This is a genomic window from Streptomyces silvae (assembly GCF_016745505.1).
Lineage (GTDB): Bacteria > Actinomycetota > Actinomycetes > Streptomycetales > Streptomycetaceae > Streptomyces > Streptomyces silvae.
Window position 1 is genome coordinate 42,580 of the sequence record NZ_JAERUC010000016.1, and the last position, 25,499, is coordinate 68,078.

A 25,499-nucleotide genomic window follows, 5' to 3' on the forward strand; every position below is an offset into this window, starting at 1 on the left:
ACCGTGCGCGCGCGGCGGGTCTCTCCACCAGGGGAGCACACCCTTGCGCCGCTACTTCGCCCGCAAACTCCTCATCTACGGACTGACGTTCGTCGTCGCCGTCACCGTCAACTGGATGATCCCGCGCTTCATGCCCGGCGACCCCGTCTCCGCCATGGTCGCCCGCGCCCGTGTCTCGCAGCCCGAGGCCGCCGAGGCGATGCGCACCTACTACAACAACCTGTTCGGCTTCGACGAGCCGCTCTGGCAGCAGTACCTGCACTTCTGGGGCGCGCTGCTCCAGGGCGACTTCGGGATCTCCATCTTCGTCTTCCCCACGCCCGTCGGTGACGTCCTGCTCGACGCGCTGCCGTACACGCTCGGCCTGATGATCCCGGCCGTCCTGCTCAGCTGGTTCGTGGGCAACTGGATCGGCGCGCTGTCCGCCCGCCGCAAGGTCCTCGACAACACGGTGCTGCCGGCCGGCTATCTGCTGACGGCCATGCCGTACATGTGGATCGCCGTCATCCTCGCCTGGGCGCTGGGTGCGAAGGCCGGCTGGTTCCCCATATCCGGGGGCTACAGCCTGGACATCCAGCCCGGCTGGAACGGCGACTTCGTGCTGGACGCGCTGCACCACTGGGTGCTGCCGTTCCTCTCACTGTTCCTCGTCGCGCTCGGCGGCTGGGCCATCGGCATGCGCAACATGATCATCTACGAGCTGGAGTCGGACTACTCCTCGTACCTCTCGGCCCTCGGGGCGCCCCAGCGGCTCATCCGCCGCTACGCGTTCCGCAACGCCGTCCTGCCCCAGGTCACCGGGCTGGCGCTCCAGCTCGGGGTGCTGGTCGCCGGGGCGCTCGTCACCGAGATCGTCTTCGCCTATCCGGGGCTCGGCTCACTGATCCTGGCCGCGATCCAGAACCAGGACTTCTTCCTGCTCCAGGGCGCCTTCCTGTTCATCGTCATCGGCGTGCTGATCGCCAACTTCCTCATCGACATCGTGTACGTCGTCGTCGACCCCCGTACCCGTACGGGCATGGCAGGAGGCACGTCATGAGCACACTGCCCGACCCGGCGCCCGAGGCGCCCTCCGCCGAGGTGCCCGTGGCCAAGCCCGGCCGCGAGTCGCTGCACTACGCGGTGCGCAACCCCAAGCTGATCATCGGCGTGACCCTGGTCCTGATCCTGCTCGCGATCGGCGTCGTCGGACCGATGCTGCTCGACAGCGGCAACCCCAACGAGTACGTCGGCCCGCAGGCGGCCGCGCCGGACGGCACGTACTGGATGGGCACCACCACCTTCGGCCAGGACGTGTACGCGCAGTTCGTGCACGGGCTGCGCGCGACCTTCCTGGTGGGCGTCGTCGGCGGGGCCATCGCCGCCGTCATCGCCATGGTCGTCGGCTTCCTCGCCGGCTACCGGGGCGGAGTCACCGACGAGATCCTCAACATGCTCACCAACGTCGTCCTGGTGATCCCCGCCCTCGCCGTCCTGCTGATCATCAACGCCTACATGGGGGTGCGCAGCGTCGCCGTGCAGGGCCTGTTCATCGGCCTGACCTCGTGGCCCTGGGCGGCCCGCGCGATCCGGGCGCAGACGTTCTCCCTGCGGACCCGGGAGTTCGTGGACCTGGCCCGGCTCAGCGGCAGCGGCACCTGGCGGATCGTGTTCCGCGAGATCGCGCCCAACATGAGCTCGTACCTCTTCATGATGTTCATCCTGCTCTTCGGCGGGTCCATCCTCATCGCCTCCTCGCTGGACTTCATCGGACTCGGCCCGACCGAGGGCGTCTCGCTCGGCCTGATGCTCCAGAGCGCCCAGCAGTGGAGCGCGCTCCAGCTCGGCATGTGGTGGTGGTTCATCCCGCCGGGGGCGGGGATCACCGCGATCGTCGGCGCGCTCTACGTCGCCAACGTGGGCCTCGACGAGGTCTTCAACCCGAAGTTGAGGGAGTCCTGACGACATGACCCTGACCGTCAACGATCTGCGGGTCCACTACCGCACGCTGCGTGGCGAGGTCCGGGCCCTGGACGGCGTCGGCTTCGACCTGGCGGACGGCGAGATCCTGGGCCTGGCGGGCGAGTCCGGCTGCGGCAAGACCACCCTGGGCAAGTCCCTCATCCGGCTCGACGGCCGGATGCGGCACGTGGGCGGCACCGTGACGCTGGACGGCGACGAACTGCCGCTCTCCGACGACCGGGCGATGAACGCCTACCGCTTCCACAAGATCTCACTCGTGCCCCAGTACTCGATGAGCGCGCTCAACCCGACCCGCCGCATCGGCCGCATGATCCGCGAGCTCCTCGCCTCCCGGGGCGTCACCGTGGACACGGACGAGCTCCACCGGCGGCTCGCCCTGGTCGGCCTGGAACGCGACGTCCTGGACCGCTATCCGATCGAGCTGTCCGGGGGAATGAAGCAGCGCGCCGTCATGGTGATCTCCACGCTGCTCGACCCGTCCGTCCTCATCGCCGACGAGGTCACCTCGGCCCTGGACGTCTCCAACCAGCAGGCGGTCGTGGGCGCCCTCACGGGGCTCCGCGACAAGGGCCTGGTCACCAGCATGATCTTCGTGACCCACGACCTCGGACTGACCTCGCACATCGCCGACTCGATCATGGTGATGTACGCGGGCAAGCTCGCCGAGAAGGCCCCCACGAGGACGCTCACGACCGAGCCCCGCCACCCGTACACGAAGATGCTGATCGGCTCGCTGCCCCAGGTAGGCGCCCGCTACAAGGACAAACCGCTCAGCGGCATCGAGGGCTCCCCGCCCTCCCTGCTCAACCCGCCGCTCGGCTGCCGCTTCCGCGACCGCTGCCCGCTCGCCGACGCCCGGTGCGCCGAGGAGCCGCCCGTCGTCGAGATCGCCCCCCGCCACTCCGTCGCATGCTGGAAGGCGGCCTGATGCTGACCCTCGACCGTGTCACCAAGACCTTCCGGGCCGGCGCCTTCGGCGGCGGCTCCACCACCGCCGTCGACCGGGTCTCCTTCGAGGCGGCCCCCGGCGAACTGGTCTCGCTCATCGGCGAGAGCGGCAGCGGGAAGTCCACCATCGGCCGCATGGTCCTCGGCCTCACCCGGGCCAGCTCCGGCAGCCTCACCCTGGACGGCGAACAGGTCCGGCCGGGCAAGGACTTCTACCGCCGGGTCCAGGGCGTCTTCCAGGACCCCTTCAGCTGCTACAACCCCGTCTTCAAGGCCGACCGCGTCTTCGCCCTCGTCCGCCGCGCCTACCACCCGGGCGTCCCGGACAAGGAGTGGGCCGACCGCGTGGAGAAGGCCGTACGGGACGTACGCCTGGACCCCGGGCAGGTGCTCGGCCGCTACCCGCACCAGCTCAGCGGCGGCCAGCTCCAGCGCCTGCTGATCGCCCGCGCCCTCCTGCTCGACCTGCGTTTCCTGGTCGCCGACGAGATCACCAGCATGCTCGACGCCTCCACCCGCATCGATGTGCTCAACCTCCTCGCCGGCCTCAAGGAACGCGGCCTCGGCGTCCTCTACATCACCCACGACCTCTCGCTGGGCACCTACCTCGCCGAGCGGACCGTGGTGCTGAGGAACGGCCGGGTCGTCGAGCGGGGCGACACCCAGAAGGTCTTCGGCAACCCGCTCCACCCCTACACCCGCACCCTCCTTGCCGCCGTGCCCCGGCTCAACGAGCCCTGGACGTCCGCCGAACCCGTGGAGGTCTGCGCCTTCCACGAGGGAGGCGCGCCGGACACCGACCTGTACGAGACCGAGCCGGACCACTTCGTCGCCTGCGCCGGACTCCCCGACTGCGGAAGGACCTCCGCGTGACCCCTCGCCACCTGCCCCTGCACGACGGCTGGACGCTCGGCGCCGACGGCCCCGTCCCGGTGGGACTCCCCGCAGGCGGCGTCCCGGCGGCCGTCCCCGGCTGCGTCCACACCGACCTGCTGGCCGCCGGGCTCATCGACGACCCCTACCTGGACGACAACGAGAACCGGCTCGGCTGGATCGGCCGCACCGACTGGACGTACCGCACCACGTTCGACTGGTCCGACGACGGCCACGCCTTCACCGACCTGTGCTTCGACGGCCTCGACACCGTCGCCACGGTCCTGCTCAACGGCACCGAGGTGGGCTCCACGGCCAACCAGCACCGGAGCTACCGCTTCCCCGTGCGTCCTCTGCTGCGCGAGGGCCCCAACACCCTGGTCGTGCGCTTCACCGCCCCGTACACCTACGCCGAGGCGCTCCGCGACAAGCTCGGCGACCGGCCCGGCGCGTACACCGAGCCGTACAACTTCATCCGCAAGATGGCCTGCAACTTCGGCTGGGACTGGGGGCCGACGCTGGTCACCTCCGGCATCTGGCGGCCGGTCGCGCTGGAGTCCTGGACCGGCCCGCGGCTCGCCGGGGTGAAGGTCGTCGGCGACCTCGACGGGGACGGGGTGCCGCGCCTGTCCGTCACCCTGGACGTGGACCGCCCCGGCGGCGCGGCGCTGTCCGGCTCGGTCGAGGTGCTGGGCGCGTGCGCCGTCTTCGCCGCCGACGCCGGCGAGGACGCGCATCGTCTCTCGGTCACCCTGTCCGTCCCCCAGGCCGAGCGGTGGTGGCCGCACAGCCACGGCGAACAGCCCCTGTACGACGTCACCGTCCGCCTGGGCGAGGAGGTCGCCTGGATCGGCCGGACGGGCTTCCGGGGCGTCACCCTGGAGCGCGAGGCGTTCCGTATCTCCGTCAACGACGAGCCCGTCTTCGTACGCGGGGTCAACTGGATCCCCGACGACTGCTTCCCCGCCCGGATCACCCGGCAGCGGATCTCCGACCGCCTCGACCAGGCGCTCGCCGCGGGCGTCAACCTGGTCCGCGTCTGGGGCGGCGGCCTCTACGAGAGCGACGACTTCTACGAACTCTGCGACGAGAAGGGGCTGCTGGTCTGGCAGGACTTCCCGTTCGCCTGCGCCGCCTACCCGGAGGAGCAGCCGCTGTACGACGAGGTGGCCGCCGAGGTCCGGGAGAACCTCGTCCGGCTCGCCCCGCACCCCTCGCTGGTGCTGTGGTGCGGCAACAACGAGAACCTGGAGGGCCACGCCGACTGGGGCTGGCAGGAGAAGCTGGAGGACCGCACCTGGGGCCACGGCTACTACCACGAGCTGCTGCCCGCCCTCTGCGCCGAGACGGACCCCTCCCGCCCGTACTGGCCGGGGTCGCCCTACTCAGGCTCCCCGGAGCTGCCCCCGCAGGACCCCACGCGCGGCACGGTCCACCTCTGGGACGTCTGGAACCGGGTCGACTACCGGCACTACGCCGACACCGCGCACCGCTTCGTCGCCGAGTTCGGCTTCCAGGGCCCGCCCGCGTACGCCACGCTGCGCCGCGCGGTCAGCGGCCCGCTCGCGCCGGACTCCCCGCTGCTCGCCCACCACCAGAAGGCGGAGGACGGCGACGCCAAGCTGCTGCGGGGGCTGGGCGACCACCTGCCGCGGCCCGACGGCTCCTCCTTCGACGACTGGCACTGGCTCACCCAGCTGAACCAGGCCCGCGCGGTCGCCTTCGGCATCCGCCACTTCCGCTCGCACAGCCCGTACTGCACGGGCTCGATCGTCTGGCAGCTCAACGACTGCTGGCCGGTGGTCTCCTGGGCGGCCGTGGACGGCGACGGCCGCCGCAAACCGCTCTGGTACGCCCTGCGCCAGGTGTACGCGGACCGGCTCATGGCCGTACGCGACGGCGCCCTGCACCTGGTCAACGACTCCGCCCGGCTCTGGGAGGGCGCGCTGCGGCTGACCCGGCGCTCCCTGGACGGCACCGTCCTGGCCGAGGAGACGGTCGCGGTGGGGACGGCGGCGCGCGGGGTCACCCGGGTCCCGCTGCCGCCCTCGGTCGCCGAGCCGGAGGACAGCACCCGGGAGGTGCTGGTGGCGGAGCTGGGCGAGCAGCGGGTGGTGGAGTTCTACGAGGAGGACACCCGGGTCGCGCTGCCGCCGGCGCGATACCGGGCGACGGTGACCCAGGGTGACGAATCGGGCATCGGCTACCGGGTCACCGTGACGGCGCTGACGCTGCTGCGCGACCTCGCGCTCTTCCCCGACCGGCTGGATCCGGCGGCCGAGGTGGACGACATGCTCGTCACCCTGCTGCCCGGTGAGAGCGCCGTCCTCCACGTCACGGGCGCGGTGCTGGAGGAGCCGGAGGCACTGCTCTCCCGGCCCGTCCTCCGGTGCGTCAACGACGCCGTCGGGGACTGAGGTGGCGGGGCCCTGGCGAACGGTGGCGCGGGCCCTGGCGGATGGGCCGTGCGAGTGCGGCGACTTTCCGTCATTCCCGTTTGCCGGGGTTCGTACCCCCTGGACGGGCCGGGCGTGTGCTGATGCGGTGTCAGGTGTCTGACGGACCCTCACACGGTCAATAAAATAAGACAACATCGGGGGCCTGTTCCGCTGTTCGAGGGATGCCCCCGGATAGGGTCTTGTGCCAAACGCGGAGCCTCGCGCCCACGCCCGGGTGGTGGAATGCAGACACGGCGAGCTTAAACCTCGCTGCCTCCTCGGGGGCGTGCCGGTTCGAGTCCGGCTCCGGGCACCACCGCTCGGTCGGTGGAGCCCGGGCGGCCTCAGGCTGCTTCAGCGGTCAACTTCTCACGGCGGCCCCCGCCGGACCCCGATGACGGTACCGGCGTGACTACTGTGCGTACGGGAGCGCCGCGGGGCAGCCGTGGCCGGGGCCACCCGCCGCCGGGGTGCGGGCGCCCGGCTGGGAGACTCTGGTCATGGACACCACACCCGGTCAGTTGAGCTCCCGGACGGCGGCCGGATGGTCCGTCGCGCTCGCCGGTCTGGGGGGGCTCACCGGATTCGTCTGGGACGGCCCCTTCCTCGCCTTCGCCTGCGCCCTGTCCCTCGGGGGCGGCGCCGCCCTGGGCGCGGTCCTCTTCCGCCGCCGTATGGCCGAGACCATCCGGGAGGGCCAGGGGATGGCCGCCGCACGCGGGTACGCCGACGGGATCGGCGACATGGTGGTGCTGGGCATCTCCGCCTACGAGGCCTCGGTCTTCCCGCTGGCCGGCCCCGGCGCGGTGGACCCCGCCGAACGCGCGGCGCGCCGCGAGGCCGCCTACCGCCTCACGGCGGCCGAGGGGCTGCCGCACCCCGTGCGGGAGGCTGCGGCCGCCGCTCTGGAGGCGATCGACGAGGCGCGTGACGACGAGGCCCGGACCTCCCTCGTGGACCTCATGAAGGCCGTCCACGAACAGCGCTGACGCGTCCGGACGGCCCCCGCGCCCCTTTTGCGGATCGAAGCGCAGGGTACGAGGGTTTCCGTACCCGCCGGAGGGGCCGGGAGCCGTCGGCGCCCGCGAAGATCCTCCTCCGGTACTAGGGTGATTGTTTTGCCTACCCATTACTCTTGACGCAAGGCCGCGCCAGGTGGCCATGGAGGAGTGAAATGAGGAGCAGCAACCCGGTCTTCTCGCGACGGGGGTTCAGCCGCGACAACGGCCACGCGGGCTTCAGCGCGGCGCCGCAGGCCGGGGCCGCCGCAGCGGGCGCCAACCCGTACGCGCAGGGCACCGCCAACCCGTACGCCACGAACCCGTACGCCCAGCAGGACACCCAGTACGGCGCCCCGCAGGCGCCCGCGCGCTCCGGCGCGATGACGATCGACGACGTCGTCACGCGTACGGCGATGACGCTGGGCACCGTGGTGCTCACCGCCGCGCTCTCCTGGGCCCTGCTGCCGGTCGACGAGGCCAACCTCGGCAAGTCCTACGGGATCGGCATCGGCGCCGCCCTGATCGCGTTCGTCTTCGCGATCATCCAGTCCTTCAAGCGCAAGGCGTCGCCCGCGCTGATCCTTGCCTACGCGGCCTTCGAGGGTGTCTTCCTCGGAGTGATCTCCAGCACGGTCAGCACCTACATCAGCCCCGGCACGGTGATGCAGGCGGTGATGGGCACCATGTGTGTCTTCGCCGGTGTCCTCATCGCGTACAAGATGCGCTGGATCCGCGTCACCCGCCGTTTCTACGGCTTCGTGATGGCGGCCGCCATGGGCTTCGTGCTCCTGATGATGGTCAACCTGCTGTTCAGCGTCTTCGGCGGCGGTGACGGCCTCGGCTTCCGCAGCGGTGGTCTCGGCATCCTCTTCGGAGTCGTCGGCATCATCCTCGGCGCGTGCTTCCTCGCCCTGGACTTCAAGCAGGTCGAGGACGGCATCGCCTACGGCGCACCGCGCGAGGAGTCCTGGCTGGCGGCCTTCGGCCTCACCCTGACCCTGGTGTGGATCTACCTGGAGATGCTGCGTCTGCTCTCCATCCTCAACGGGGACGACTGACCCGTATCCGAGGCAGGTGACGGGACGGCCCGCAGGCATCGCGCCTGCGGGCCGTCCCGTTTTCCGTGTCTCGTTTCCCTTGTCTCAGAGGAGCTTGCGCGCGGCTCGTCTCAGGTCGTACTCGTGGATGATCGCCTTGGCGTGGCCGTAGGTGAGGTCGTGTTCGCTCCGCAGCCAGCTGACCTTCTCCTCGAAGCGGAAGAGAGAGGGGCCTTCGTCGACGGTGCGGAGCCAGTCGGCGATGTCACGACCGGTGCAGTGGGGGATCCGGGAGAGCAGGTTGCGATGGGTTTCTTCGGAGAAGACTTGAGACATCGGCGCCTCCGACGCAGTACGCGTTGCTGGTCCTTCCCGACACCGTGCCCGAGCGTCGGCGCGTTGGCAACCATCCTGGAGGGGCGCGTAGGGTCACGGCGTGCTTGATACGACGCCCCTGATCGCCGCCGTGGACCGTTTCGCCGACCGCCTGCGCAGTACGCCGCAGAGCCGGCTCCAGAGCGGCGTGGCCGCCGAGGCCCTGACGACGGCCAGGGAGCTGTCCGCCCGCGCCCAGCGTGCCGAGGCCCCGGACCGGGAGCCGAGGATCATGCCGGACGCCGGGATATTCGCCGTGGGGGACCAGCTCGCGGTCGCCGGGCGGGACCTGGCCGTGGCATTGGAAACGGCCTCGTCCCAGGAGCTGGACGAGGCCGTGCGGGATGTCGAGGAGGCGGCGGCGCGGGCGTTCGGGCCCGGGCCGCGCGAGAGGTCCTAGAACGAGGCGATGACGCGGTCGGCGAGGATGTAGACGTTCTCCTGGCCGCACGAGAAGGTCAGCGCGTAGGCGCCGGAGACTCCGGAACCGCCCAGCAGCACCGGCTGTTCACCGGAGCGCAGCGAGTCGGCGAGCCGCTCGGCGGTCTCCCGGTGGCCCGGGGTCATACAGAGCGTGGTGCCGTCGGCGAAGACGTACACATCGAGCGTCCCGAGCGGGCCGGGCCGCACGTCGGTGAGCTCCGTACCGGTGTCGGCGAGCCGCTCCAGCCGGTTCACGGTACGCTCATGGTCGGTGACAACCGGTGTCTGCACGGGAACGAAGTCCGGGTGCGAGGGGTGGCGGCGACGGGCCGCGGCCAGCTCGGGCGAGTCCTCGGCGTACTCGGTGACCTCGGGCATGTCGGTGAGCTCGGCCAGCTCCGCCAGCTCGTCCAGCGCCTCACCGGCGTCGAGGTCCATCGCCTCCAGGCCCGCGAAGTCGCTCTGGCGGGGCATGAAGAACGGGACGTCCTCGCCGAGTCCGCCCAGCAGGGACGGGGCGTCGGCGGCGTCGCGCGCCTCCTGGGCGGCCCAGAAGGCACGGGCCTCGGCGAGCTCGCGCTCCCGCTCCTCGGCGAGAGCCTCGGCGACGGCCGCGCGTATCTCCTCGGCGGGTGTGCCGGCACTCCGGTTCAGCTGCTCCGGTACGGACGCGTGCGGACTCCGTCCCTCCGCCAGCTCCGTGCGCAGAGCGGTGACCTGCTTGCGCAGCCCGTGAGCAGCGTGCAGAGCGGCGGCGCCGACGGCCGTGGCAGCGGCGGTGGTCAGCAACAGGGCAAACGGCATGGCGCTCACTGACATACTCCCGGTTTCAATCGACACCCCCGACTTCCTACATCAGCTTGTCCTGTACTGATGCCTGCTGTCAGTGCATTACGTCACGAATTGGACAGGTCTTTGGGCCTGGTGTTTAGCTCTGTGGCTGGTGTGACCTGCAGAAACGACTCTCCCCCGGGACGCAGATCACATCCTGGGGGAGATTCGGTCACGATCGGGGCTCGGCTCGATTCAACAGGACCCCCACGCGGGAGTGCCTGACCTCGCCGAAGGCCCGGCGGAGGCGGCTCGGCGTCAGCTCAGCCGCTCGATGACCATGGCCATGCCCTGGCCGCCGCCCACGCACATCGTCTCCAGGCCGAACTGCTTGTCGTGGAACTGCAGGCTGTTGATCAGCGTGCCGGTGATGCGGGCGCCGGTCATGCCGAAGGGGTGGCCGACGGCGATCGCGCCACCGTTGACGTTGACCTTGTCCAGCGGCAGGCCGAGGTCCCGGTAGGAGGGGATGACCTGGGCGGCGAACGCCTCGTTGATCTCGGCGAGGTCGATGTCGTCGATGGTCAGCCCGGCGCGCTTCAGCGCCTGCTTGCTGGCCTCGACCGGTCCGTACCCCATGATCTCGGGGGACAGGCCGGAGACGCCCGTCGAGACGATGCGGGCCAGCGGGGTCAGGCCCAGCTCGCGCGCCTTGGTGTCGGACATGATCACCAGGGCGGCGGCGCCGTCGTTGAGCGGGCAGCAGTTGGCGGCGGTGACGAGCCCGTCGGGGCGGAACACCGGCTTCAGGCCCTGCACGCCCTCCAGGGTGACGCCCGCGCGGGGGCCGTCGTCCTTCGAGACGACCGTGCCGTCCGGCGTCGTCACGGGGGTGATCTCGCGCTCCCAGAAGCCGTTCTTGATGGCTTCCTCGGCGAGGTTCTGCGACCGCACGCCGAACTCGTCCATGTCCTGGCGGGTGACGCCCTTGATCCGGGCCAGGTTCTCGGCGGTCTGCCCCATCGCGATGTACGCGTCCGGGACGAGGCCCTCCTCGCGCGGGTCGGTCCAGCTCGTGCCCTCCTGCTCGGCGCGGGCGGCGGTGCGGGCCTCGGCGTCGGCGAAGAGCGGGTTGTGCGTGTCCGGCAGGCTGTCGGAGTTGCCCTTCACGAAGCGGGACACCGTCTCGACACCGGCGGAGATGAAGACGTCGCCCTCGCCGGCCTTGATGGCGTGCAGCGCCATGCGGCTGGTCTGGAGCGAGGACGAGCAGTAGCGGGTGACCGTACAGCCGGGAAGGTGGTCCATCCCCATCTGTACGGCGATGATGCGGCCCAGGTTGTTGCCCTGCTCGCCGCCCGGGAGGCCGCAGCCGAGCATCAGGTCGTCGATGTCCTTCGGGTCCAGCTCAGGGACCTTGGCCAGCGCCGTCTGGATGATGGTCGCGGTCAGGTCGTCCGCGCGCAGATCCTTGAGGGACCCCTTGAAGGCCCGGCCGATGGGCGAACGGGCGGCAGAGACGATCACGGCTTCGGGCATCACGCGGCTCCATGAGGGCTGGAAGGCAGGAAGGCTGGACTGCCTTGGAAGTTACCCGGACGTACAGCTGAGGTCACCCGACGGGTGATGTGATGCGGACCTCTTTTCTAAGCAACCGCTCAGTCGTCCGGATTGTTCCTGCGGCGGCACGGCTCCGGGGCCGGGACCCCGAGCTGCTCACGCCCGCCGCCCGTCACGCCCGCCGCCCCTCACGCCCTGCGCCACGTCGCGCCCGATCCGCGTCCTGGCATCGGCCCGCCGCCCGTGTCCCCGCCCGTGTCCCCGTCCGTGTCCGTCCCCGTGTCGTCGTGGGGCACCGGTTCCGTGTGGGCGGGCAGGCGCCGCCGCCTGCGGTGCTTGAGCAGGGCCCAGGGCGCACGCGCCGCCGTCACCTCGGTGCCCGCCTCCCGCGCGGCGCGGGAGGCCGCCTTGGCGACCGGCAGCATGCCCTCGCGGCGCGAACCGTCGAGGTGGTCGGATTCCGGCCACAGGCCCAGGGCCGCGCACAGGGTCGGCAGCATCGCCATCGAGGCGGTCGCGTACCCCTCGGCCGAGGGGTGGTAGTTGTCCGGGCCGAAGAGCTCCCGGGGGTTCGCCTCGAACTCCGGCCCGAGCAGGTCGCCCAGCGAGACCGTCCGTCCGCCCTGCTCCACCGCGCCGATCGTCTGCGCCGCCGCCAGCTGGCGGCTCACCCGCCGGGCCAGCCAGCGCAACGGCTGGTAGACCGGCTCGATCGTGCCCAGGTCCGGGCAGGTGCCCACGACGACCTCCGCACCGGCCGTACGCAGCCTCCGTACGGCCGTGCTCAGACAGCGCACCGACTGCGTCGCGGGCATCCGGTGGGTGACGTCGTTCGCGCCGATCATGATCGCGCAGACGTCCGGCACCCCCGACGGATCCGCCAGTACCAGGGACACCTGGCGCTCCAGATCGTCCGACCGGGCCCCCGGCAGGGCCACGTTCCGGAGATCCACCGGCCGTTCGGCCACCGCCGCGAGCCCGGACGCCAGTAGCGCCCCCGGCGTCTGCCCGGCCCTGCGCACCCCCTGACCGGCCGCCGTCGAGTCGCCGAGCAGGACGAAGCGCAGGGGATCGGAGGGGCCGGCGAACGCCACCCCGTACCGACCGTCCGCACTGGGCGGCACCGGCGCCTTGCCCCCGCCCACCTGCCGTTTCGCCAGCTGCACCTCGGCGAGCACCAGCCCCACCGTCGCCGCCCCGATCAGACCGACGCTGCCGCCCCCATAGGCCGCACCCGCTGCGATCCGCCGTGCCACCCTCGCTCTCGACACAGTCCGGTCCACCTCCTCCGTGCTGTACAGCCGTACACAGCACTACCTGCCCCGTGGAGGGTGCAACTCAATCGCTTCGCCCGATCTCCTGCCCGTACGCATACTCTTGCCTGACCATTACGGAGATCCCGGAGTACACGGTGCAATTCCACGATTCGATGATCAGTCTTGTCGGCAACACCCCGCTGGTCAGGCTGCGCAATGTGTCGGCAGGCATTCAGGCGACGGTCCTGGCCAAGGTCGAGTACTTCAACCCCGGCGGGTCGGTGAAGGACCGCATCGCGCTGCGCATGATCGAGGCGGCCGAGGAGAGCGGCGAGCTCCAGCCCGGCGGCACGATCGTCGAGCCGACCAGTGGCAACACGGGTGTCGGCCTGGCCATCGTCGCCCAGCAGAAGGGCTACAAGTGCGTCTTCGTCTGCCCGGACAAGGTGTCCACGGACAAGATCAACGTGCTGCGTGCCTACGGCGCGGAGGTCGTCGTCTGCCCGACTGCCGTCGACCCCGAGCACCCGGACTCGTACTACAACGTCTCGGACCGCCTGGTCCGTGAGACGCCGGGGGCCTGGAAGCCCGACCAGTACTCCAACCCCAACAACCCGCGCTCGCACTACGAGACCACGGGTCCCGAGCTCTGGGAGCAGACGGAGGGGAGGATCACCCACTTCGTCGCGGGCGTCGGGACCGGCGGCACGATCACCGGTACGGGCCGCTACCTCAAGGAGATCAGCGAGAACCGCGTCCAGGTCGTCGGGGCTGACCCGGAGGGCTCCGTCTACTCCGGCGGTTCGGGGCGCCCGTACCTCGTGGAGGGTGTCGGCGAGGACTTCTGGCCGAGCGCCTACGACCGCACGGTCACGGACGAGATCGTCGCGGTCTCGGACAAGGACTCCTTCCAGATGACCCGCCGCCTCGCCAAGGAGGAGGGCCTCCTCGTCGGCGGTTCCTGCGGCATGGCGGTCGTCGCGGCCCTGGAGGTCGCCAAGCGGCTCGGCCCGGAGGACGTGGTCGTCGTCCTGCTGCCCGACAGCGGCCGCGGCTACATGAGCAAGATCTTCAACGACGAGTGGATGGCCGACTACGGCTTCCTGGAGGACTCCGGCCCGTCCGCCCGGGTCGGCGCGGTGCTCGACTTCAAGGAGGGCCCGCTCCCCTCACTCGTCCACATGCACCCCGAGGAGACGGTCGGGGAGGCCATCGACGTACTCCGGGAGTACGGCGTCTCCCAGATGCCGATCGTGAAGCCGGGCGCGGGGCACCCGGACGTGATGGCCGCCGAGGTCATCGGCTCGGTCGTGGAGCGTCAGCTCCTGGACGCGCTGTTCACGCAGCGGGCCACGCTGACCGACCCGCTGGAGAAGCACATGTCGGCCCCGCTGCCGCAGGTCGGCTCGGGGGAGCCCGTCGAGGACCTGATGGCCGTGCTCAGCGGCGCTGACGGTGCCGACGCGGCGATCGTCCTCGTCGAGGGCAAGCCGAAGGGTGTCGTGAGCAGGCAGGATCTTCTGGCCTTCCTGGCGAAGGACGCGGCGCCCAAGCCGTAGCGGCCAGGTTTCCGGGGTTCGCGAAATCGGTACGAGCGCGACACGTCGACGCAGCACCGGCTTAACACGGCTCCGGCAGAGTATGGGGTGTCGGCAGGGAAACCCGCCGGCACCACATACGGCGACACGGACTACGGAGCGGCTCCCGGACCTCCACCGTCGCCCGGACGCGACACCCGGCCCTGACCCGGGACCGCGTCCCTCGCGGGGACCGCCGTCGTCCCGCCCTCCGGGAAACCGGGGGTGCGGCGGTCCCCGCGATTATTCATGTGCGGACGCATTCATGCTCATGCGCGGACGCAGGCGGCCGGGGCTCCCTCGGGCGCCTCAGCCAACTCCCCCGGCTCCCTCGGGTGCCTCAGCCGTCCCAGTCGGACGCGGTCCGCCCCTTGCCGCGGGTCCACGGCCACGCGCGTGCGGCGTGCACCGCGTTCACGCCGAAGATCCCCAGCCAGGCCACGACGAGCCCCTCGATCCCCGCGTTCGCGACGCCGATCGCGGACAGGGGGATCGCCAGGACCAGCGAGACGACCCCGAAGCCGAACCGCTCCCCGAAGGTGCCGACGGCCGGCGCGGCGGGCTGCGCGGCTCGAGGGGCGGCCGTCATCCGCTGTTCGGCGAGGAGACGCCTCGCCTGCTGGTCGTTCGTGCCGGCCAGCCGCTGTTCGACCTTCTCCAGGAACGAGTCGATGAGCGCGGACTCGTACTCGGGCCCCAGCTCGCCGCGGGCCTGCAGGGTGGCGTCGAGCTCTCGCCTGAGCTCAGGGTCACGGGCTTCCATACGCTTACGGTACGAACCGCGGGCACCCGGGTCAGTGGGGTTAGCCCCCCTGTTTCGGCGGTCCGCCGCGCAGGGCACGGCGGGCCCCGTCGGCGTAGCGTTGATGCCGGAGCACGGGAGACGGGAGGCGCGCCCATGGCCACCACGACATCCTCCGCCCGTGCCGTGCCCCGGACGTCCGGGACGAGGGCCCGGCTGGTCAACGAGGCCGAGCTGCGGGCGACCATCTCCACCTACCGCGAGCTCTCCGACGAGGACTGGAGGCGGCCGACCGCCTGCACCGGCTGGACGGTCCGGGACATGCTGGCGCACACAGTCGGCCAGTACGAGGAAATACCGCGTCCCTGGATCGCCGTACGCCGGATCCGGCGGGCCTCGCGGACCCATCCGCACCTCGGTCCGCTGGACGGGCACAACGAGAGCCAGATCGAGGACCGGAAGGCCGTCCCGGGCCGCGAACTGATCGGCGCCCTCGCCCACTTCGCCCCGCAGGCGCTCATCGCGCTGCGCCGGGTGCCCGCCCCGGCCCGGCGCAGGGTCCGGCTGAGCCTGCTCTACCCGGAGGCGAAGGCCCTGCCCGACGACTCGGTGGACTACCTCGGCAACGTGCTCGCCGCCCGTGACACCTGGATGCACCGGGTGGACCTCTGCGATGCCCTCGGGACCGGCCTGGTCCTGGACGGGCACGACCGGGAGATCGTGGACCAGGTGGTGCTCGACCTGGCGCTCACCTGGACGGGGCCCGCGGTGGAGATCGACCTCCACGGACCGGCGGGAGGGCGCCGGCTGCTCGGCATCGGCAGTCCGGCGGCCACGCTGCACGCGGAGGCGGTCGACTTCGCCCGGCATGTGTCGGGGCGGCCGGTGCGCGGCAGCCTGGAGCTGGAGGGCGACCCCGGGGCGCGGGCCGCGCTGATGGCGGCCCGCGTCGTGTTCTGAACCCCCACGCGCCGGGCGGCCGGTGTCATGCGCCTGCGGGGAGTTCCTGGGCGGACGGGGTGGCGAGGACGGTCAGGAAGAAGGTCCGTACGTCCTCGGCGAGGAGCTCCGGGACCTCCATCGCGGCGAAGTGGCCGCCGCGTTCGAACTCCGACCAGTGCCTGATGTCGTACAGCCGCTCGGCCAGCGGCCGTACCGACTGTGTGATGTCGTGCGCGAACACCGCCACGCCGACCGGGACCGGGCACGGGGCGGCGCCCCGCGCCGTCTCGCGGTGCAGGCGTGCCGAGGAGGCGGCGGTGGCGGTCAGCCAGTACAGCGAGACATCGGTGAGCAGCTGCTCGTCGCTGATCGTCGACCGGGGGTCGGTCCACTCGGCGAACCGTTCGGCGATCCAGGCCAGTTGGCCGGCCGGCGAGTCGGTCAGCGCGTAGCCGACGGTCTGCGGGGTGGTGGCCTGGAGGGCCTGGTAGGGCGGCCGGTTCGCCATCAGCCGGCGGATCCTGTCGAGCCGGGCCTCGTCCGCCGGTGACAGCGCGATGCCGGCCTCGGGGGCAGGCCGGGTCGGCAGGTAGTTGACGTGCACTCCGACGACCCGGTCGGGCGCGACGGCACCGAGCGCCGTCGAGATTCCCGCGCCGAAGTCGCCGCCCTGCGCGCCGTAGCGCTCGTGACCGAGGCGCCGCATCAGCTCCGCCCAGGCCCGGGCGATACGGGCCGTGTCCCAGCCCCGCTCATGGGTCGGCCCGGAGAATCCGTACCCCGGGATCGACGGGATCACCAGGTGGAAGTCGCGCGAGAGCGGCTCGATGACGTCGAGGAACTCCAGGAACGAACCGGGCCAGCCGTGGGTGAGGATCAGCGCGAGAGCGTCCGGCTTCGCGGAGCGGACGTGGACGAAGTGGATGTTCTGGCCGTCGATCTCGGTGGTGAAGTGCGGGAGTTCGTTGAGCGCGGCCTCGTGCTCACGCCAGTCGTAGCGGGTGCGCCAGTGTGCGGCCAGCTCCTTGAGCCGTGCCAGCGGGAAGCCGTAATCCCACCCGGCGCCGGTCACTTCGTCGGGCCAACGGGTACGGGAGAGGCGGTCGTCGAGGTCGTCGAGATCGGCCTGGGGTACGGCGATGCGGAACGGCTTGATCATGGGATCACTCCAGACGGCTTCATTCGCGCCCGAACAGTGGGGCGCCAAACGTTTGGGCGACAAACGTTTACCATCCGAACGATACTCGCAATCGTAGGTGCGTCCAACGATTAGTTAGACTCGTCCCATGGAGAGCCCGGCAGACGAGACGCCCGTCCGATGGAAGGGGCTGCCCAGCTGGCTGCTCACCCAGACCGCCCAGCACGCGCACCGGCTGGTGGCCGAGGGGTTCTCGTCGGCCGGTGCCCGCGGCTACCACTACCGTCTGCTGGCGACGCTGGAGGAGGGCGGACCGGCCAGCCAGGCCGCGCTGGGCCGCCGCAGCGGCATCCACGTCAGCGACATGGTGGCGACGGTGAACGAGCTCGCCGACCGCGAGCTGGTCGAGCGGGCCCCGGACCCCTCCGACCGGCGGCGCAACGTCATCTCGCTGACCGGTGCCGGCAGGCGGCATCTGCGGCGGCTGGAGAAGCAGCTGGCCGCCTCGCAGGACGAGCTGCTGGCCCCGCTGTCGCCCGAGGAGCGGCAGCAGCTGACCGGGCTGCTGTCCAGGCTGCTGCACCACCACGAGGGCGGGGCGGCCGGCACCCCGGAGGAGCCCGCGCGCTGACGTCAGGCCGCGGACGGCCGCGGCCCGGCGATCAGGGAGGGGTCGCTTCGGCGAGGAAGGCCTCGGGGGTGACCGCGTACCCCATGGCGTTGATGACGGAGACCGGGACCCGGTCGAACAGGACGGTCGGGGTGGACCGCACGCCGCTCGTCTCGAAGGCCGCCGACACCTGCGCCGCCCAGGGCAGATAGGTGCGCTCCATGACCTTCCGCCGGAATTCGTCGGTGTGCAGTGCCTGGACCTCGTCGGCGAGCCGCAGCAGGGTGTCCCGGTCGGCGAAGGCGTCCACGTCCTCGCTGGGCTGATCGGCGTACAGGGCCCGCAGGAAGAGCATGAACGGCTTCTGCCCCTCGTCCGCGGCGGCTCCCAGCGCGGCCAGCGCCTCCAGGGACCCGCTGCCGCCCGCGGAGTCGTCGATGAAGGTGCCGAAATGGTGGTCCACCGCGAACCGGCCCTCGTCGGCGGCCTGCTCCATCACGGCCCCGAGGCCGAGCTCCATGCGCTTGCAGTACGGGCAGCGCAGATCGGCGTAGACGCTCAGCACATGCGCGGCGTCGGGGTCGCCGTAGCGGACGATGACGCCGCCCGGCCCTCTCGTATTGGCTGGGATCATGCCCCCAGGGTCGGCAGCGGGGGGCGGTCCCGCAATGCGAGCGGCGGGGAGCCGGGGGCGTGCGCGGACTGTATATGGACATGCAGACCGCTTGCTGGCTGAATGGATTCCTCGGTGCCGGGTCCGGCGCGGTGGACAGGTGGAGGGGACAGCATGAGCGGGAGCAGCCCGGCGGCGCGGTTGCAGCGGCTCTTCGAGGGGCAGCGGCTCACGCCCACCCAGCGGCGGATCGCGCACTCCATGGTGCGGCGGGCCGCCGATGCACCGTTCCTGTCCAGCGTGGAGCTGGCCGAGCTGGCGGGGGTCAGCCAGCCGTCCGTCACCCGCTTCGCGGTGGCGCTCGGCTTCGACGGGTACCCCGCGCTGCGCAAGCACCTCAGGGACGTCACCCCGGAGGGGGCGGCCGGCGCGGACGGCGTCGAGGAGAGCTTCAACGAGTACCAGCAGGCGGTGCGGGCCGAGATCGAGAATCTGCGGCAGCTGTCCGAGCTGCTCGCCGATCCGGCCCCGGTGGAGCGGGCGGGGCGGCTGCTCGCCGGGTCCAGGCCGCTGCTCGTGCTCGGGCTGCGGGCCGCGTCCTCGCAGGCCCGGGGGTTCGGGTACTTCGCCGCCAAGGTGCACCCCGATGTGCGGGTCCTCGACGAGAGCGGCAGCATGCTGCACGACCGCGTCGACGCCGCCCGGCGGGCCGGTGCGAGCGTGCTGCTGTGCTTCGCGCTGCCGCGGCACCCGCGCGAGGTCGTGGACGCGCTGGCGTACGCCCGGGAGCAGGGGCTGACCGTCGTGACCGTGGCCGACTCGGCGTTCGCGCCCGTGGCGGCCCACAGCGATCTGCTGATCCCGGCCGCCGTCGGGACCGGACTGGCCTTCGACACCGCGTGCGCGCCGATGCTGCTGGGGCGGGTGCTGCTGGAGGCCATGTGCGACGGGCTGCCCGAGGCACAGGCCCGGCTGGAGGAGTTCGACGCGAGGGCCGCCGCGCGGGGCCTGTTCGTCGAGTAGGCGGAAGACGGGCGGCTGCTTCGCCGTTTCTCAGACATCGCTCATCTGTGCCTATTAATCTCCGCGCCCAGAAGGTCCACAGGGAACCGCGGAGAGGGGTACGGACGTGGGGCGCGGAGCGCAGTCGTTGGCGAGGGTGGCCGTGATCGTACGGGCCGGGGCCGCGCCGTTGTGGTGGCCGGGGCTGCTGGCGGCGGCCGTCGGCGCGTTCGTCCCCGGGCTCACCGGCCGGCGGATCGGGCTGCTGGCGGGCGCCGCGCTGTTCCTGGTGACCCTGGCCGCCGTGGCGTTCACCCGTACGGGGCGGTACGCGGAGCTCGCGAGGGCCGCCACCCGGGCCGGGCGCGGTGACTTCCTCCAGGACCGGGACGTGACCGTACGAAACTGGCGGCGCGGCTACCGCTGGTGGCTGGCCGGCGCGTTCCTCGTGGCGGTCGCCAGTGCGTACGTGCTGCCCGGTGCGGGCGGGCTCGTGCTGGCCGGGGCCGGCGCCGGGCTCTGGCTCAAGGCCGCCCGGATCGGCCGGCGGGAGGGGCGGGACGACGTCCTGTACTGGGTGCGCACCGACTGGGTGGAGCGCGGCCGGCCCGCGGGAAAGCACGTGAAGGCGTACCGGACGACCGGCCCCATGGCGGGGGACGCCGCGCCCGGAGGGGCACGGCGTCGCCGCCGCTGAGGGAGCCGGATCAGACCTCCAGTTCCGCCTCGATCTTCCGCAGCTGGTGGCGGGCCATCGCCAGGTTGGACCTGGCCTTGTCGATGACGAGGTAGAGGAACAGGCCGTTGCTGCCGCGGGTCTTGAGGAGCCGGATCAGGTGGTACTGGGCGCCGAGGGTGATCAGGATGTCCTCGATCTCGTCCTTGATGCCCAGGTGCTCCATGGTCCGGAGCTTCGCGCGGACGACATCGGTGTTCCCTGCCGCGGCGACCTCCAGGTTGAAGTCCTTGCCGCCGCCCAGGGTGCCCAGCGCCATGCCGCTGGTGTAGTCGACGAGTGCGACACCGACGGTCCCCTCGATCGACGCCATCGCATCCTTCAGTGACGCTTCGGTGTTGGCCATAGTGCTCGTTTCCTTTCCCTGGCCGGCCCGGTGGCCGGTCCGCTGCTGGGTGGTGCGTTGCCGGGTGGTGCGGGGTGTCACGTGGCATCCGGTGGGGTGGTGCGGCGGGGCAGCGCCCGCGCCTGCTGCGGCCGCGGAGGCGGCACGGGCCGGTCGGGGCGGTCCTGCGCGGCGTCGACGACCTCGCCGATACGCGCACCCGCGCGGCGGCCTTCGAGGTGCAGGCGGCCGACGTTGATGCGGTCCTCGGCGAGCAGGGTGAGGACGGCGGAGGAGCCCGCCGCGTAGGTGGCGATGTAGCCGCTCTCGCCGCGGATCAGGAGTTCGCGGAAGCCGCCCCGCCCGGTGGCGTCAGTCATCCGGATCGAGACGCCGAGCGCGGCGGCGGTCAGCGCGGCGACACCCTCCGCCTCGATGCCCGGGGTGTCCTGGGCGACGATCAGGCCGTCCGTGCTGGCGGCCAGCGCGCCGGTCAGGAGCGGCACCCGGGCGCGTAACCGCTGGAGCTCGTCGAGGACGTCCTTCACCTCTGCCTCGGGCACCATCAGCTGTCTCCTCCCGGCACGCTGTCTGAGCGCGCGTATCACAAGGCCTCCAATGCGTCTCTGAGCCGGCGCAGCAGGGCGACATCGGGGTCGGTCGTGACGTCGGGCAGCGCGATGCGGCCGTGCCCGGACACCGATGCGGACCCGGCCGGGGCGGGGCGGACCGCTTCGACCAGTCCGGCGGCCGCCAGCCGGCGCAGGTCGACCAGGATGTGGAAGGCGGACCGGCCCAGCTCCTGGGCGATGTCCGTGGCCGTGCGCTCGCCGTTCACCAGGGCGAGGACGCGGCGCTGGCGCGGCGGGACCGGGGCGTCGACCGGGTGGGCCGTCGGGGCGAGCGGCGCGCTGTCGGTGAGCGCGTCCGGCCAGATCCGGTCCAGGAGCTCCCGGCGCCGGAGCGTCTCGCGCTGCACGGCGTGCACGGGCACGGGGCGGACCGGGCCGATCCAGTGGGAGACGCCGTAACGGAAGCGGGCCGGTGTGTGCGTGGGGGCCAGGGCGAAGAAGGCCGCGTCGTACAGGGCGCCCAGGTGGCAGAGCTCCAGGGCTCCGCCGGGGACCCGGCCGCTGTCCACGAGGTAGCGGCCGACCCGCTGTCCGGCGCCCGCCTGGGCGACCGCGTCCCACCAGCCCTCGGAGCGCAGGGCTCCGCCCGTGGTGAGCAGGACGTCGATGCCGGGGGTGGCGGGGCTCTCCGCGTGGACGACCTGGCCGTCGGCGAGATACAGGGTGCCGCGGTCGCGCATCAGTGCGCCGGTGGCGCGCTCCGCCTCGAGCCGCTGCAGCATCGGGGAGGGCGCGGCCCGTTCGAGTGGGACGGGCCGGGCGGTGGCGGTGGGTCTCATGCCAGGACCAGCCGCTCCGCTATCTCGCCGAGCCGTATGCGCGCCAGGGCGAGGTTGCCCTCGGCGCGGTCCAGCCAGAGGTGGAGGAAGACGCTGCTGTCGAAGGCCGTCTCGACGAAGCGGAGGATGTGGTAGCCGGGGGCGGTGGTGACGATGACGTCCTCGACGGCGGAGGCGGGCGGCCCCGGTAACCCGGTGGGCGCGTCGGCCTGGCCGAAGACCGGCTGTTCGGCGGCCATCCTCGCCACCTCGGCCGTCTCGGCGGCCGTGGCCTCGTGGTCGCCGTTGGGCGACTCGCCGATCGTGCCGAGCGCGAGACCGCTCGTCCAGTCGACCACCGCGGCACCCCGGGCACCGGGCAGCCTCATGACTTCGATCAGGCATTCGTCGATCCCGGGCAACGCGAACTCCCTCCCGACGTGGCGTGCGGATGTAATGGAGAGGCTACGCAACGTGTGCGCGGCTGGTGGGAGTTCTGGCATTTTCCATAGGTACATGCGGCGGACCGTGTAATGGGCGGCAGGCCGGACGTGCGGAAGCCGGCCGGAACGTGTCCGGCCGGCTGACATTCCCTGGTGGTTCCGGTCCGCCTCCGCGCGGGGTCAGGCCTTCTTCTGGGCCGACATCACCGCCTTGTTGACCGCCCAGAGACCGATTCCGATCAGGAGGAGGATCCCGGCGCGGATGTAGACGTCCGCGGCCCGGTCGGCCAGCGGGCTGGCCAGGATCAGGGACGTGATCGCCCCCAGCACGGGCAGCGCCGTCGGCGTACGGAAGTGGGCGTGGTCCACCCGGTCCTTGCGCAGCACGAGTACGGCGATGTTGACGACGGCGAAGACGCAGAGGAGGAGGAAGGACGTGGTGTCGCCGAGGCCCTCGATCTCGCCGGTGGAGACGAGGCCGACGGCGAGCACGGTCACGAAGACGATGCCGGCCCAGGGGGTGCGGCGCCTCGCCAGGACGCTGCCCATCGCGCGGGGCAGGATGCGCTCGTTGGCCATGCCGTAGCAGAGCCGCGAGGCCATCATGATGTTGATCAGCGCCGAGTTGGTGACCGCGAACAGGGCGATGAGCGCGAAGAGTTTGGGCGGGAAGTCGACGCCGCCCGCCTTCACCACCTCGAGCAGCGGCCCGCTGGAACCCTCCAGGGTGCGGGAGTCGACCAGCAGGGACGAGACCAGGGCGACCAGGACGTAGATGGTGCCCGTCACGGTGACGCCGATGAAGATGGCGCGCGGGAACGTCCGGGCCGGGTCCTGGGTCTCCTCGGCCATGTTCACCGAGTCCTCGAAGCCGACGAAGGCGAAGAAGCCGAGCGCGGTCGCGCCGAGGACGCCGGTCATCAGGGCGTATCCGGTGCCGCCCGTCTCCAGGTCGGTGAGCCGGGAGGGCTCGCCCCCGCCGGCGAACACGGCGTAGGCGCCGATCGAGAGGATCACCACGAGGCCGCTGAGCTCGACGAGCGTCAGGACGACGTTGGCCTTCACCGACTCGGCGACCCCGCGCAGGTTGATCGCGGCGAGCGCGAGGACGAAGAGGATCGCGACGAGGGTGGGCGGCACGGCGTCGGTGAACTCGCCGAGGTAGTCGCCGCTGAAGGCGAGGGCCGCGGCGCTGGCGGAGGAGAGGCCCGAGCACATGACCATGAAGGCGATGACGAAGGTCAGGAACGGGACCTTGAACGCCTTCTGGGCGTAGAGCGCGGCACCGGCCGCCCTGGGGTACTTGCCGACGAGCTCGACGTACGAGGCGGCCGTGAGCATCGCGACCACGAAACCGATGAGGAACGGCAGCCAGAGCGCCCCGCCGACCTTTCCCGCGACCTTGCCGGTGGTGGCGTAGATGCCGGTGCCGAGGATGTCGCCGATGACGAACAGGATGAGGAGCTTGGGGCCGATGGCCCGTTTGAGCGGGGGTTCACCGGACGTGGTCGATGCGTTCGTGGGCTGCGATGCGGACACGGGGCCTCCCCGGGGGTGTGGTGACTTGAAGGCCTGCCCGGGGGAGGGCGGGGCCTCACCTGTTGACTAGGACTATTCAGGAGGACAGGATGTGAATAAGAGAGCCACATCGCGAGGAGGCACCGCCATGTCAGGACCCCGCCCCGTACGGGCACCGCGCGGTACGGAACTGAGCGCCCTGGGATGGCAGCAGGAAGCCGCCCTCCGCATGCTGCAGAACAACCTCGACCCCGAGGTCGCCGAACACCCCGACAAGCTCGTCGTCTACGGCGGTACGGGCAAGGCCGCCCGCGACTGGCGGTCCTTCGACGCCATGGTCCGTACGCTGCGGACGCTCAAGCAGGACGAGACGATGCTCGTCCAGTCCGGGCGGCCGGTCGGCGTCATGCAGACCCACGAGTGGGCACCGCGCGTCCTGATCGCCAACTCCAACCTGGTCGGCGACTGGGCCAACTGGGAGGAGTTCCGCCGGCTGGAGGCCCTCGGGCTCACCATGTACGGGCAGATGACCGCCGGGTCCTGGATCTACATCGGGACCCAGGGCATCCTCCAGGGCACCTACGAGACCTTCGCCGCGGTCGCCGCGAAGCGGTTCGGCGGGACGCTGGCGGGGACCATCACGCTCACCGCCGGCCTCGGCGGCATGGGCGGCGCCCAGCCGCTGGCCGTCACCATGAACGACGGCGTCGCGATCTGCATCGACGTCGACCCGCGCGCCATCGAGCGCCGCATCGAGCACAAGTACCTGGACGTGAGGGCCGACTCCCTGGAGCACGCGCTCCAGCTGGCCGTCGAGGCCCGCGACGCGCGGCGGCCGCTCTCCATCGGCCTGCTCGGCAACGCGGCGGAGCTGCTGCCCCGGATGCTCGCCGAGGGCGCCCCCGTCGACATCGTCACGGACCAGACCAGCGCGCACGACCCGCTCGCCTATCTGCCGGTGGGCGTCGACTTCGACGACATGGCCTCGTACGCGGCCGAGAAGCCCGCCGACTTCACCCGGCGCGCCCGGGAGTCGATGGCCGCGCACGTGGAGGCGATGGTCGGCTTCATGGACGCCGGGGCGGAGGTCTTCGACTACGGCAACTCGATCCGGGGCGAGGCCCAGCTCGCCGGGTACACACGGGCGTTCGACTTCCCGGGCTTCGTCCCCGCCTACATCCGGCCCCTCTTCTGCGAGGGGAAGGGGCCCTTCCGGTGGGCGGCGCTGTCGGGCGAGGCCTCGGACATCCACAAGACGGACAAAGCGCTCCTGGACCTGTTCCCGGAGAACGAGTCGCTGCACCGCTGGATCCGGATGGCCGGCGAGCGCGTCCACTTCCAGGGTCTGCCCGCGCGCATCTGCTGGCTCGGACAGGGCGAGCGCGACAAGGCGGGCGACATGTTCAACGACATGGTCGGCAACGGCACCCTCGCCGCCCCGCTCGCGATCGGCCGCGACCACCTGGACTGCGGTTCGGTGGCCTCCCCCTACCGCGAGACGGAAGCCATGCTCGACGGCTCCGACGCGATCGCCGACTGGCCGCTCCTGAACGCCATGGTGAACGTCGCCTCGGGCGCCTCCTGGGTCTCCATCCACCACGGCGGCGGCGTCGGCATGGGCCGCTCCATCCACGCGGGCCAGGTCTCGGTCGCCGACGGCACGAAGCTGGCCGGCGAGAAGATCCGCCGCGTCCTCACCAATGACCCCGGCATGGGTGTCATCCGGCACGTGGACGCGGGTTACGACATCGCCGAGTCGGTGGCGGACGAGCGCGGCGTGCGCATCCCGATGCGGGAGGAAGGAACCGCGTGAGCGACA

General features: G+C 71.4%; 26 protein-coding genes and 1 tRNA gene. 15 read left to right on the plus strand and 12 right to left on the minus strand.

All coding sequences use genetic code 11. From position 1 onward, the window contains the following. Positions 1-43: 43 nt before the first annotated feature. From JKV81_RS02545 to JKV81_RS02580, 8 genes are all read left to right on the plus strand, one after another. Complete coding sequence (locus tag JKV81_RS02545) at positions 44-1,039, plus strand: ABC transporter permease (RefSeq protein WP_099177277.1); 996 nt, start codon at positions 44-46, stop codon at positions 1,037-1,039. Continuing rightward, complete coding sequence (locus JKV81_RS02550) at positions 1,036-1,941, plus strand: ABC transporter permease (protein ID WP_202074827.1); 906 nt, start codon at positions 1,036-1,038, stop codon at positions 1,939-1,941. The genes JKV81_RS02545 and JKV81_RS02550 overlap by 4 nt, the downstream gene beginning before the upstream one ends. A gap of 4 nt (positions 1,942-1,945) precedes the next feature. Further along, the gene (locus tag JKV81_RS02555; RefSeq protein WP_202074828.1) at positions 1,946-2,890 is read left to right on the plus strand and encodes an ABC transporter ATP-binding protein; all 945 of its coding nucleotides are present in this window, start codon (positions 1,946-1,948) and stop codon (positions 2,888-2,890) included. Further along, positions 2,872-3,783 carry an ATP-binding cassette domain-containing protein gene (locus tag JKV81_RS02560; protein WP_236055057.1) on the plus strand — a complete coding sequence of 304 codons (912 nt, stop codon included), beginning with the start codon at positions 2,872-2,874 and terminating at the stop codon, positions 3,781-3,783. The genes JKV81_RS02555 and JKV81_RS02560 overlap by 19 nt, the downstream gene beginning before the upstream one ends. Beyond that, on the plus strand, positions 3,780-6,200 hold the full coding sequence (locus JKV81_RS02565; protein ID WP_202074829.1) for a glycoside hydrolase family 2 protein: 2,421 nt from the start codon (positions 3,780-3,782) through the stop codon (positions 6,198-6,200). The genes JKV81_RS02560 and JKV81_RS02565 overlap by 4 nt, the downstream gene beginning before the upstream one ends. A 250-nt stretch (positions 6,201-6,450) precedes the next feature. Continuing rightward, positions 6,451-6,537: transfer RNA gene (locus JKV81_RS02570), tRNA-Leu, on the plus strand. 184 nt (positions 6,538-6,721) lie between these two features. Further along, positions 6,722-7,210 (plus strand): hypothetical protein, encoded by a 489-nt coding sequence (locus JKV81_RS02575; protein ID WP_129263825.1) that lies wholly within the window; start codon positions 6,722-6,724, stop codon positions 7,208-7,210. A gap of 185 nt (positions 7,211-7,395) precedes the next feature. Further along, positions 7,396-8,280: a Bax inhibitor-1/YccA family protein gene (locus tag JKV81_RS02580; protein ID WP_129263823.1), complete on the plus strand. Its 885-nt coding sequence runs from the start codon at positions 7,396-7,398 to the stop codon at positions 8,278-8,280. Between the two features lie 84 nt (positions 8,281-8,364). Here the strand turns inward: JKV81_RS02580 and JKV81_RS02585 are convergent, their stop codons facing one another. Beyond that, the gene (locus JKV81_RS02585) at positions 8,365-8,595 is read right to left on the minus strand and encodes a DUF4287 domain-containing protein (protein ID WP_124277313.1); all 231 of its coding nucleotides are present in this window, start codon (positions 8,593-8,595) and stop codon (positions 8,365-8,367) included. 100 nt (positions 8,596-8,695) lie between these two features. On the opposite strand from JKV81_RS02585, the gene JKV81_RS02590 reads away from it, so the two are divergent. Continuing rightward, positions 8,696-9,034, plus strand: a complete 339-nt coding sequence (locus JKV81_RS02590) for a hypothetical protein (RefSeq protein ID WP_129263821.1) — start codon at positions 8,696-8,698, stop codon at positions 9,032-9,034. Here the strand turns inward: JKV81_RS02590 and JKV81_RS02595 are convergent. The 3 genes from JKV81_RS02595 to JKV81_RS02605 form a co-directional block, all read right to left on the minus strand. After that, positions 9,031-9,861 carry a hypothetical protein gene (locus JKV81_RS02595; RefSeq protein WP_236055060.1) on the minus strand — a complete coding sequence of 277 codons (831 nt, stop codon included), beginning with the start codon at positions 9,859-9,861 and terminating at the stop codon, positions 9,031-9,033. The genes JKV81_RS02590 and JKV81_RS02595 overlap by 4 nt on opposite strands. Before the next feature lie 285 nt (positions 9,862-10,146). Continuing rightward, complete coding sequence (locus JKV81_RS02600) at positions 10,147-11,367, minus strand: acetyl-CoA C-acetyltransferase (RefSeq protein WP_099177269.1); 1,221 nt, start codon at positions 11,365-11,367, stop codon at positions 10,147-10,149. Positions 11,368-11,576: 209 nt separating this feature from the next. Continuing rightward, the gene (locus JKV81_RS02605; protein ID WP_202074848.1) at positions 11,577-12,644 is read right to left on the minus strand and encodes an SGNH/GDSL hydrolase family protein; all 1,068 of its coding nucleotides are present in this window, start codon (positions 12,642-12,644) and stop codon (positions 11,577-11,579) included. A gap of 155 nt (positions 12,645-12,799) precedes the next feature. On the opposite strand from JKV81_RS02605, the gene JKV81_RS02610 reads away from it, so the two are divergent. Next, positions 12,800-14,203, plus strand: coding sequence for a cystathionine beta-synthase (locus JKV81_RS02610; protein WP_129263819.1), 1,404 nt, complete (start codon positions 12,800-12,802; stop codon positions 14,201-14,203). 358 nt (positions 14,204-14,561) lie between these two features. Here the strand turns inward: JKV81_RS02610 and JKV81_RS02615 are convergent, their stop codons facing one another. Continuing rightward, a complete protein-coding gene (locus tag JKV81_RS02615) occupies positions 14,562-14,984 on the minus strand; it encodes a hypothetical protein (protein ID WP_202074831.1) in 423 nt (140 codons plus the stop codon). Between the two features lie 135 nt (positions 14,985-15,119). On the opposite strand from JKV81_RS02615, the gene JKV81_RS02620 reads away from it, so the two are divergent. Then, positions 15,120-15,923 (plus strand): maleylpyruvate isomerase family mycothiol-dependent enzyme, encoded by an 804-nt coding sequence (locus JKV81_RS02620; protein WP_129263815.1) that lies wholly within the window; start codon positions 15,120-15,122, stop codon positions 15,921-15,923. 25 nt (positions 15,924-15,948) lie between these two features. Here the strand turns inward: JKV81_RS02620 and JKV81_RS02625 are convergent, their stop codons facing one another. Further along, positions 15,949-17,064, minus strand: a complete 1,116-nt coding sequence (locus JKV81_RS02625) for an epoxide hydrolase family protein (protein WP_202074832.1) — start codon at positions 17,062-17,064, stop codon at positions 15,949-15,951. A gap of 127 nt (positions 17,065-17,191) precedes the next feature. Between JKV81_RS02625 and JKV81_RS02630 the strand changes: the two genes are divergently transcribed. Then, positions 17,192-17,674, plus strand: a complete 483-nt coding sequence (locus JKV81_RS02630) for a MarR family winged helix-turn-helix transcriptional regulator (RefSeq protein WP_129263811.1) — start codon at positions 17,192-17,194, stop codon at positions 17,672-17,674. Between the two features lie 31 nt (positions 17,675-17,705). Here the strand turns inward: JKV81_RS02630 and JKV81_RS02635 are convergent, their stop codons facing one another. Further along, positions 17,706-18,287 (minus strand): thioredoxin domain-containing protein, encoded by a 582-nt coding sequence (locus JKV81_RS02635; protein WP_202074833.1) that lies wholly within the window; start codon positions 18,285-18,287, stop codon positions 17,706-17,708. Between the two features lie 153 nt (positions 18,288-18,440). Here JKV81_RS02635 and JKV81_RS02640 point away from each other — a divergent pair, with 153 nt between their 5' ends. Both JKV81_RS02640 and JKV81_RS02645 read left to right on the plus strand, forming a co-directional pair. Further along, positions 18,441-19,289: a MurR/RpiR family transcriptional regulator gene (locus tag JKV81_RS02640; RefSeq protein WP_124277303.1), complete on the plus strand. Its 849-nt coding sequence runs from the start codon at positions 18,441-18,443 to the stop codon at positions 19,287-19,289. A 136-nt stretch (positions 19,290-19,425) separates the two neighbouring features. Further along, the gene (locus JKV81_RS02645; protein WP_129263807.1) at positions 19,426-19,965 is read left to right on the plus strand and encodes a hypothetical protein; all 540 of its coding nucleotides are present in this window, start codon (positions 19,426-19,428) and stop codon (positions 19,963-19,965) included. Between the two features lie 10 nt (positions 19,966-19,975). On the opposite strand, the gene JKV81_RS02650 is transcribed toward JKV81_RS02645, so the two are convergent. The 5 genes from JKV81_RS02650 to JKV81_RS02670 form a co-directional block, all read right to left on the minus strand. Continuing rightward, positions 19,976-20,350 carry a hypothetical protein gene (locus tag JKV81_RS02650; protein ID WP_099177260.1) on the minus strand — a complete coding sequence of 125 codons (375 nt, stop codon included), beginning with the start codon at positions 20,348-20,350 and terminating at the stop codon, positions 19,976-19,978. Between the two features lie 77 nt (positions 20,351-20,427). Then, complete coding sequence (locus JKV81_RS02655; RefSeq protein ID WP_124277300.1) at positions 20,428-20,895, minus strand: roadblock/LC7 domain-containing protein; 468 nt, start codon at positions 20,893-20,895, stop codon at positions 20,428-20,430. A 38-nt stretch (positions 20,896-20,933) separates the two neighbouring features. Beyond that, a complete protein-coding gene (locus tag JKV81_RS02660) occupies positions 20,934-21,740 on the minus strand; it encodes a helix-turn-helix domain-containing protein (RefSeq protein ID WP_129263805.1) in 807 nt (268 codons plus the stop codon). Next, entirely contained in the window at positions 21,737-22,141 is a 405-nt protein-coding gene (locus tag JKV81_RS02665) for a hypothetical protein (protein WP_124277298.1), read from the minus strand. The genes JKV81_RS02660 and JKV81_RS02665 overlap by 4 nt, the downstream gene beginning before the upstream one ends. 201 nt (positions 22,142-22,342) lie before the next feature. Then, positions 22,343-23,701 (minus strand): APC family permease, encoded by a 1,359-nt coding sequence (locus JKV81_RS02670; protein ID WP_147984876.1) that lies wholly within the window; start codon positions 23,699-23,701, stop codon positions 22,343-22,345. 127 nt (positions 23,702-23,828) lie between these two features. Here JKV81_RS02670 and hutU point away from each other — a divergent pair, with 127 nt between their 5' ends. Then, positions 23,829-25,493, plus strand: coding sequence for a urocanate hydratase (gene hutU, locus JKV81_RS02675; protein ID WP_124277296.1), 1,665 nt, complete (start codon positions 23,829-23,831; stop codon positions 25,491-25,493). Positions 25,494-25,499: the final 6 nt, after the last annotated feature.

Excerpts from the sequence above, each read along its gene's own strand:
- JKV81_RS02550 (WP_202074827.1), top strand. The coding sequence starts at position 1,036 with ATGAGCACACTGCCCGACCCGGCGCCCGAGGCGCCCTCCGCCGAGGTG.
- JKV81_RS02555 (WP_202074828.1), top strand. The coding sequence starts at position 1,946 with ATGACCCTGACCGTCAACGATCTGCGGGTCCACTACCGCACGCTGCGT.
- JKV81_RS02560 (WP_236055057.1), top strand. The coding sequence starts at position 2,872 with ATGCTGGAAGGCGGCCTGATGCTGACCCTCGACCGTGTCACCAAGACC.
- JKV81_RS02575 (WP_129263825.1), top strand. The coding sequence starts at position 6,722 with ATGGACACCACACCCGGTCAGTTGAGCTCCCGGACGGCGGCCGGATGG.
- JKV81_RS02580 (WP_129263823.1), top strand. The coding sequence starts at position 7,396 with ATGAGGAGCAGCAACCCGGTCTTCTCGCGACGGGGGTTCAGCCGCGAC.
- JKV81_RS02585 (WP_124277313.1), bottom strand. The coding sequence starts at position 8,595 with ATGTCTCAAGTCTTCTCCGAAGAAACCCATCGCAACCTGCTCTCCCGG.
- JKV81_RS02595 (WP_236055060.1), bottom strand. The coding sequence starts at position 9,861 with ATGCCGTTTGCCCTGTTGCTGACCACCGCCGCTGCCACGGCCGTCGGC.
- JKV81_RS02600 (WP_099177269.1), bottom strand. The coding sequence starts at position 11,367 with ATGCCCGAAGCCGTGATCGTCTCTGCCGCCCGTTCGCCCATCGGCCGG.
- JKV81_RS02615 (WP_202074831.1), bottom strand. The coding sequence starts at position 14,984 with ATGGAAGCCCGTGACCCTGAGCTCAGGCGAGAGCTCGACGCCACCCTG.
- JKV81_RS02620 (WP_129263815.1), top strand. The coding sequence starts at position 15,120 with ATGGCCACCACGACATCCTCCGCCCGTGCCGTGCCCCGGACGTCCGGG.
- JKV81_RS02625 (WP_202074832.1), bottom strand. The coding sequence starts at position 17,064 with ATGATCAAGCCGTTCCGCATCGCCGTACCCCAGGCCGATCTCGACGAC.
- JKV81_RS02630 (WP_129263811.1), top strand. The coding sequence starts at position 17,192 with ATGGAGAGCCCGGCAGACGAGACGCCCGTCCGATGGAAGGGGCTGCCC.
- JKV81_RS02635 (WP_202074833.1), bottom strand. The coding sequence starts at position 18,287 with ATGATCCCAGCCAATACGAGAGGGCCGGGCGGCGTCATCGTCCGCTAC.
- JKV81_RS02640 (WP_124277303.1), top strand. The coding sequence starts at position 18,441 with ATGAGCGGGAGCAGCCCGGCGGCGCGGTTGCAGCGGCTCTTCGAGGGG.
- JKV81_RS02650 (WP_099177260.1), bottom strand. The coding sequence starts at position 20,350 with ATGGCCAACACCGAAGCGTCACTGAAGGATGCGATGGCGTCGATCGAG.
- JKV81_RS02655 (WP_124277300.1), bottom strand. The coding sequence starts at position 20,895 with ATGGTGCCCGAGGCAGAGGTGAAGGACGTCCTCGACGAGCTCCAGCGG.
- JKV81_RS02660 (WP_129263805.1), bottom strand. The coding sequence starts at position 21,740 with ATGAGACCCACCGCCACCGCCCGGCCCGTCCCACTCGAACGGGCCGCG.
- hutU (WP_124277296.1), top strand. The coding sequence starts at position 23,829 with ATGTCAGGACCCCGCCCCGTACGGGCACCGCGCGGTACGGAACTGAGC.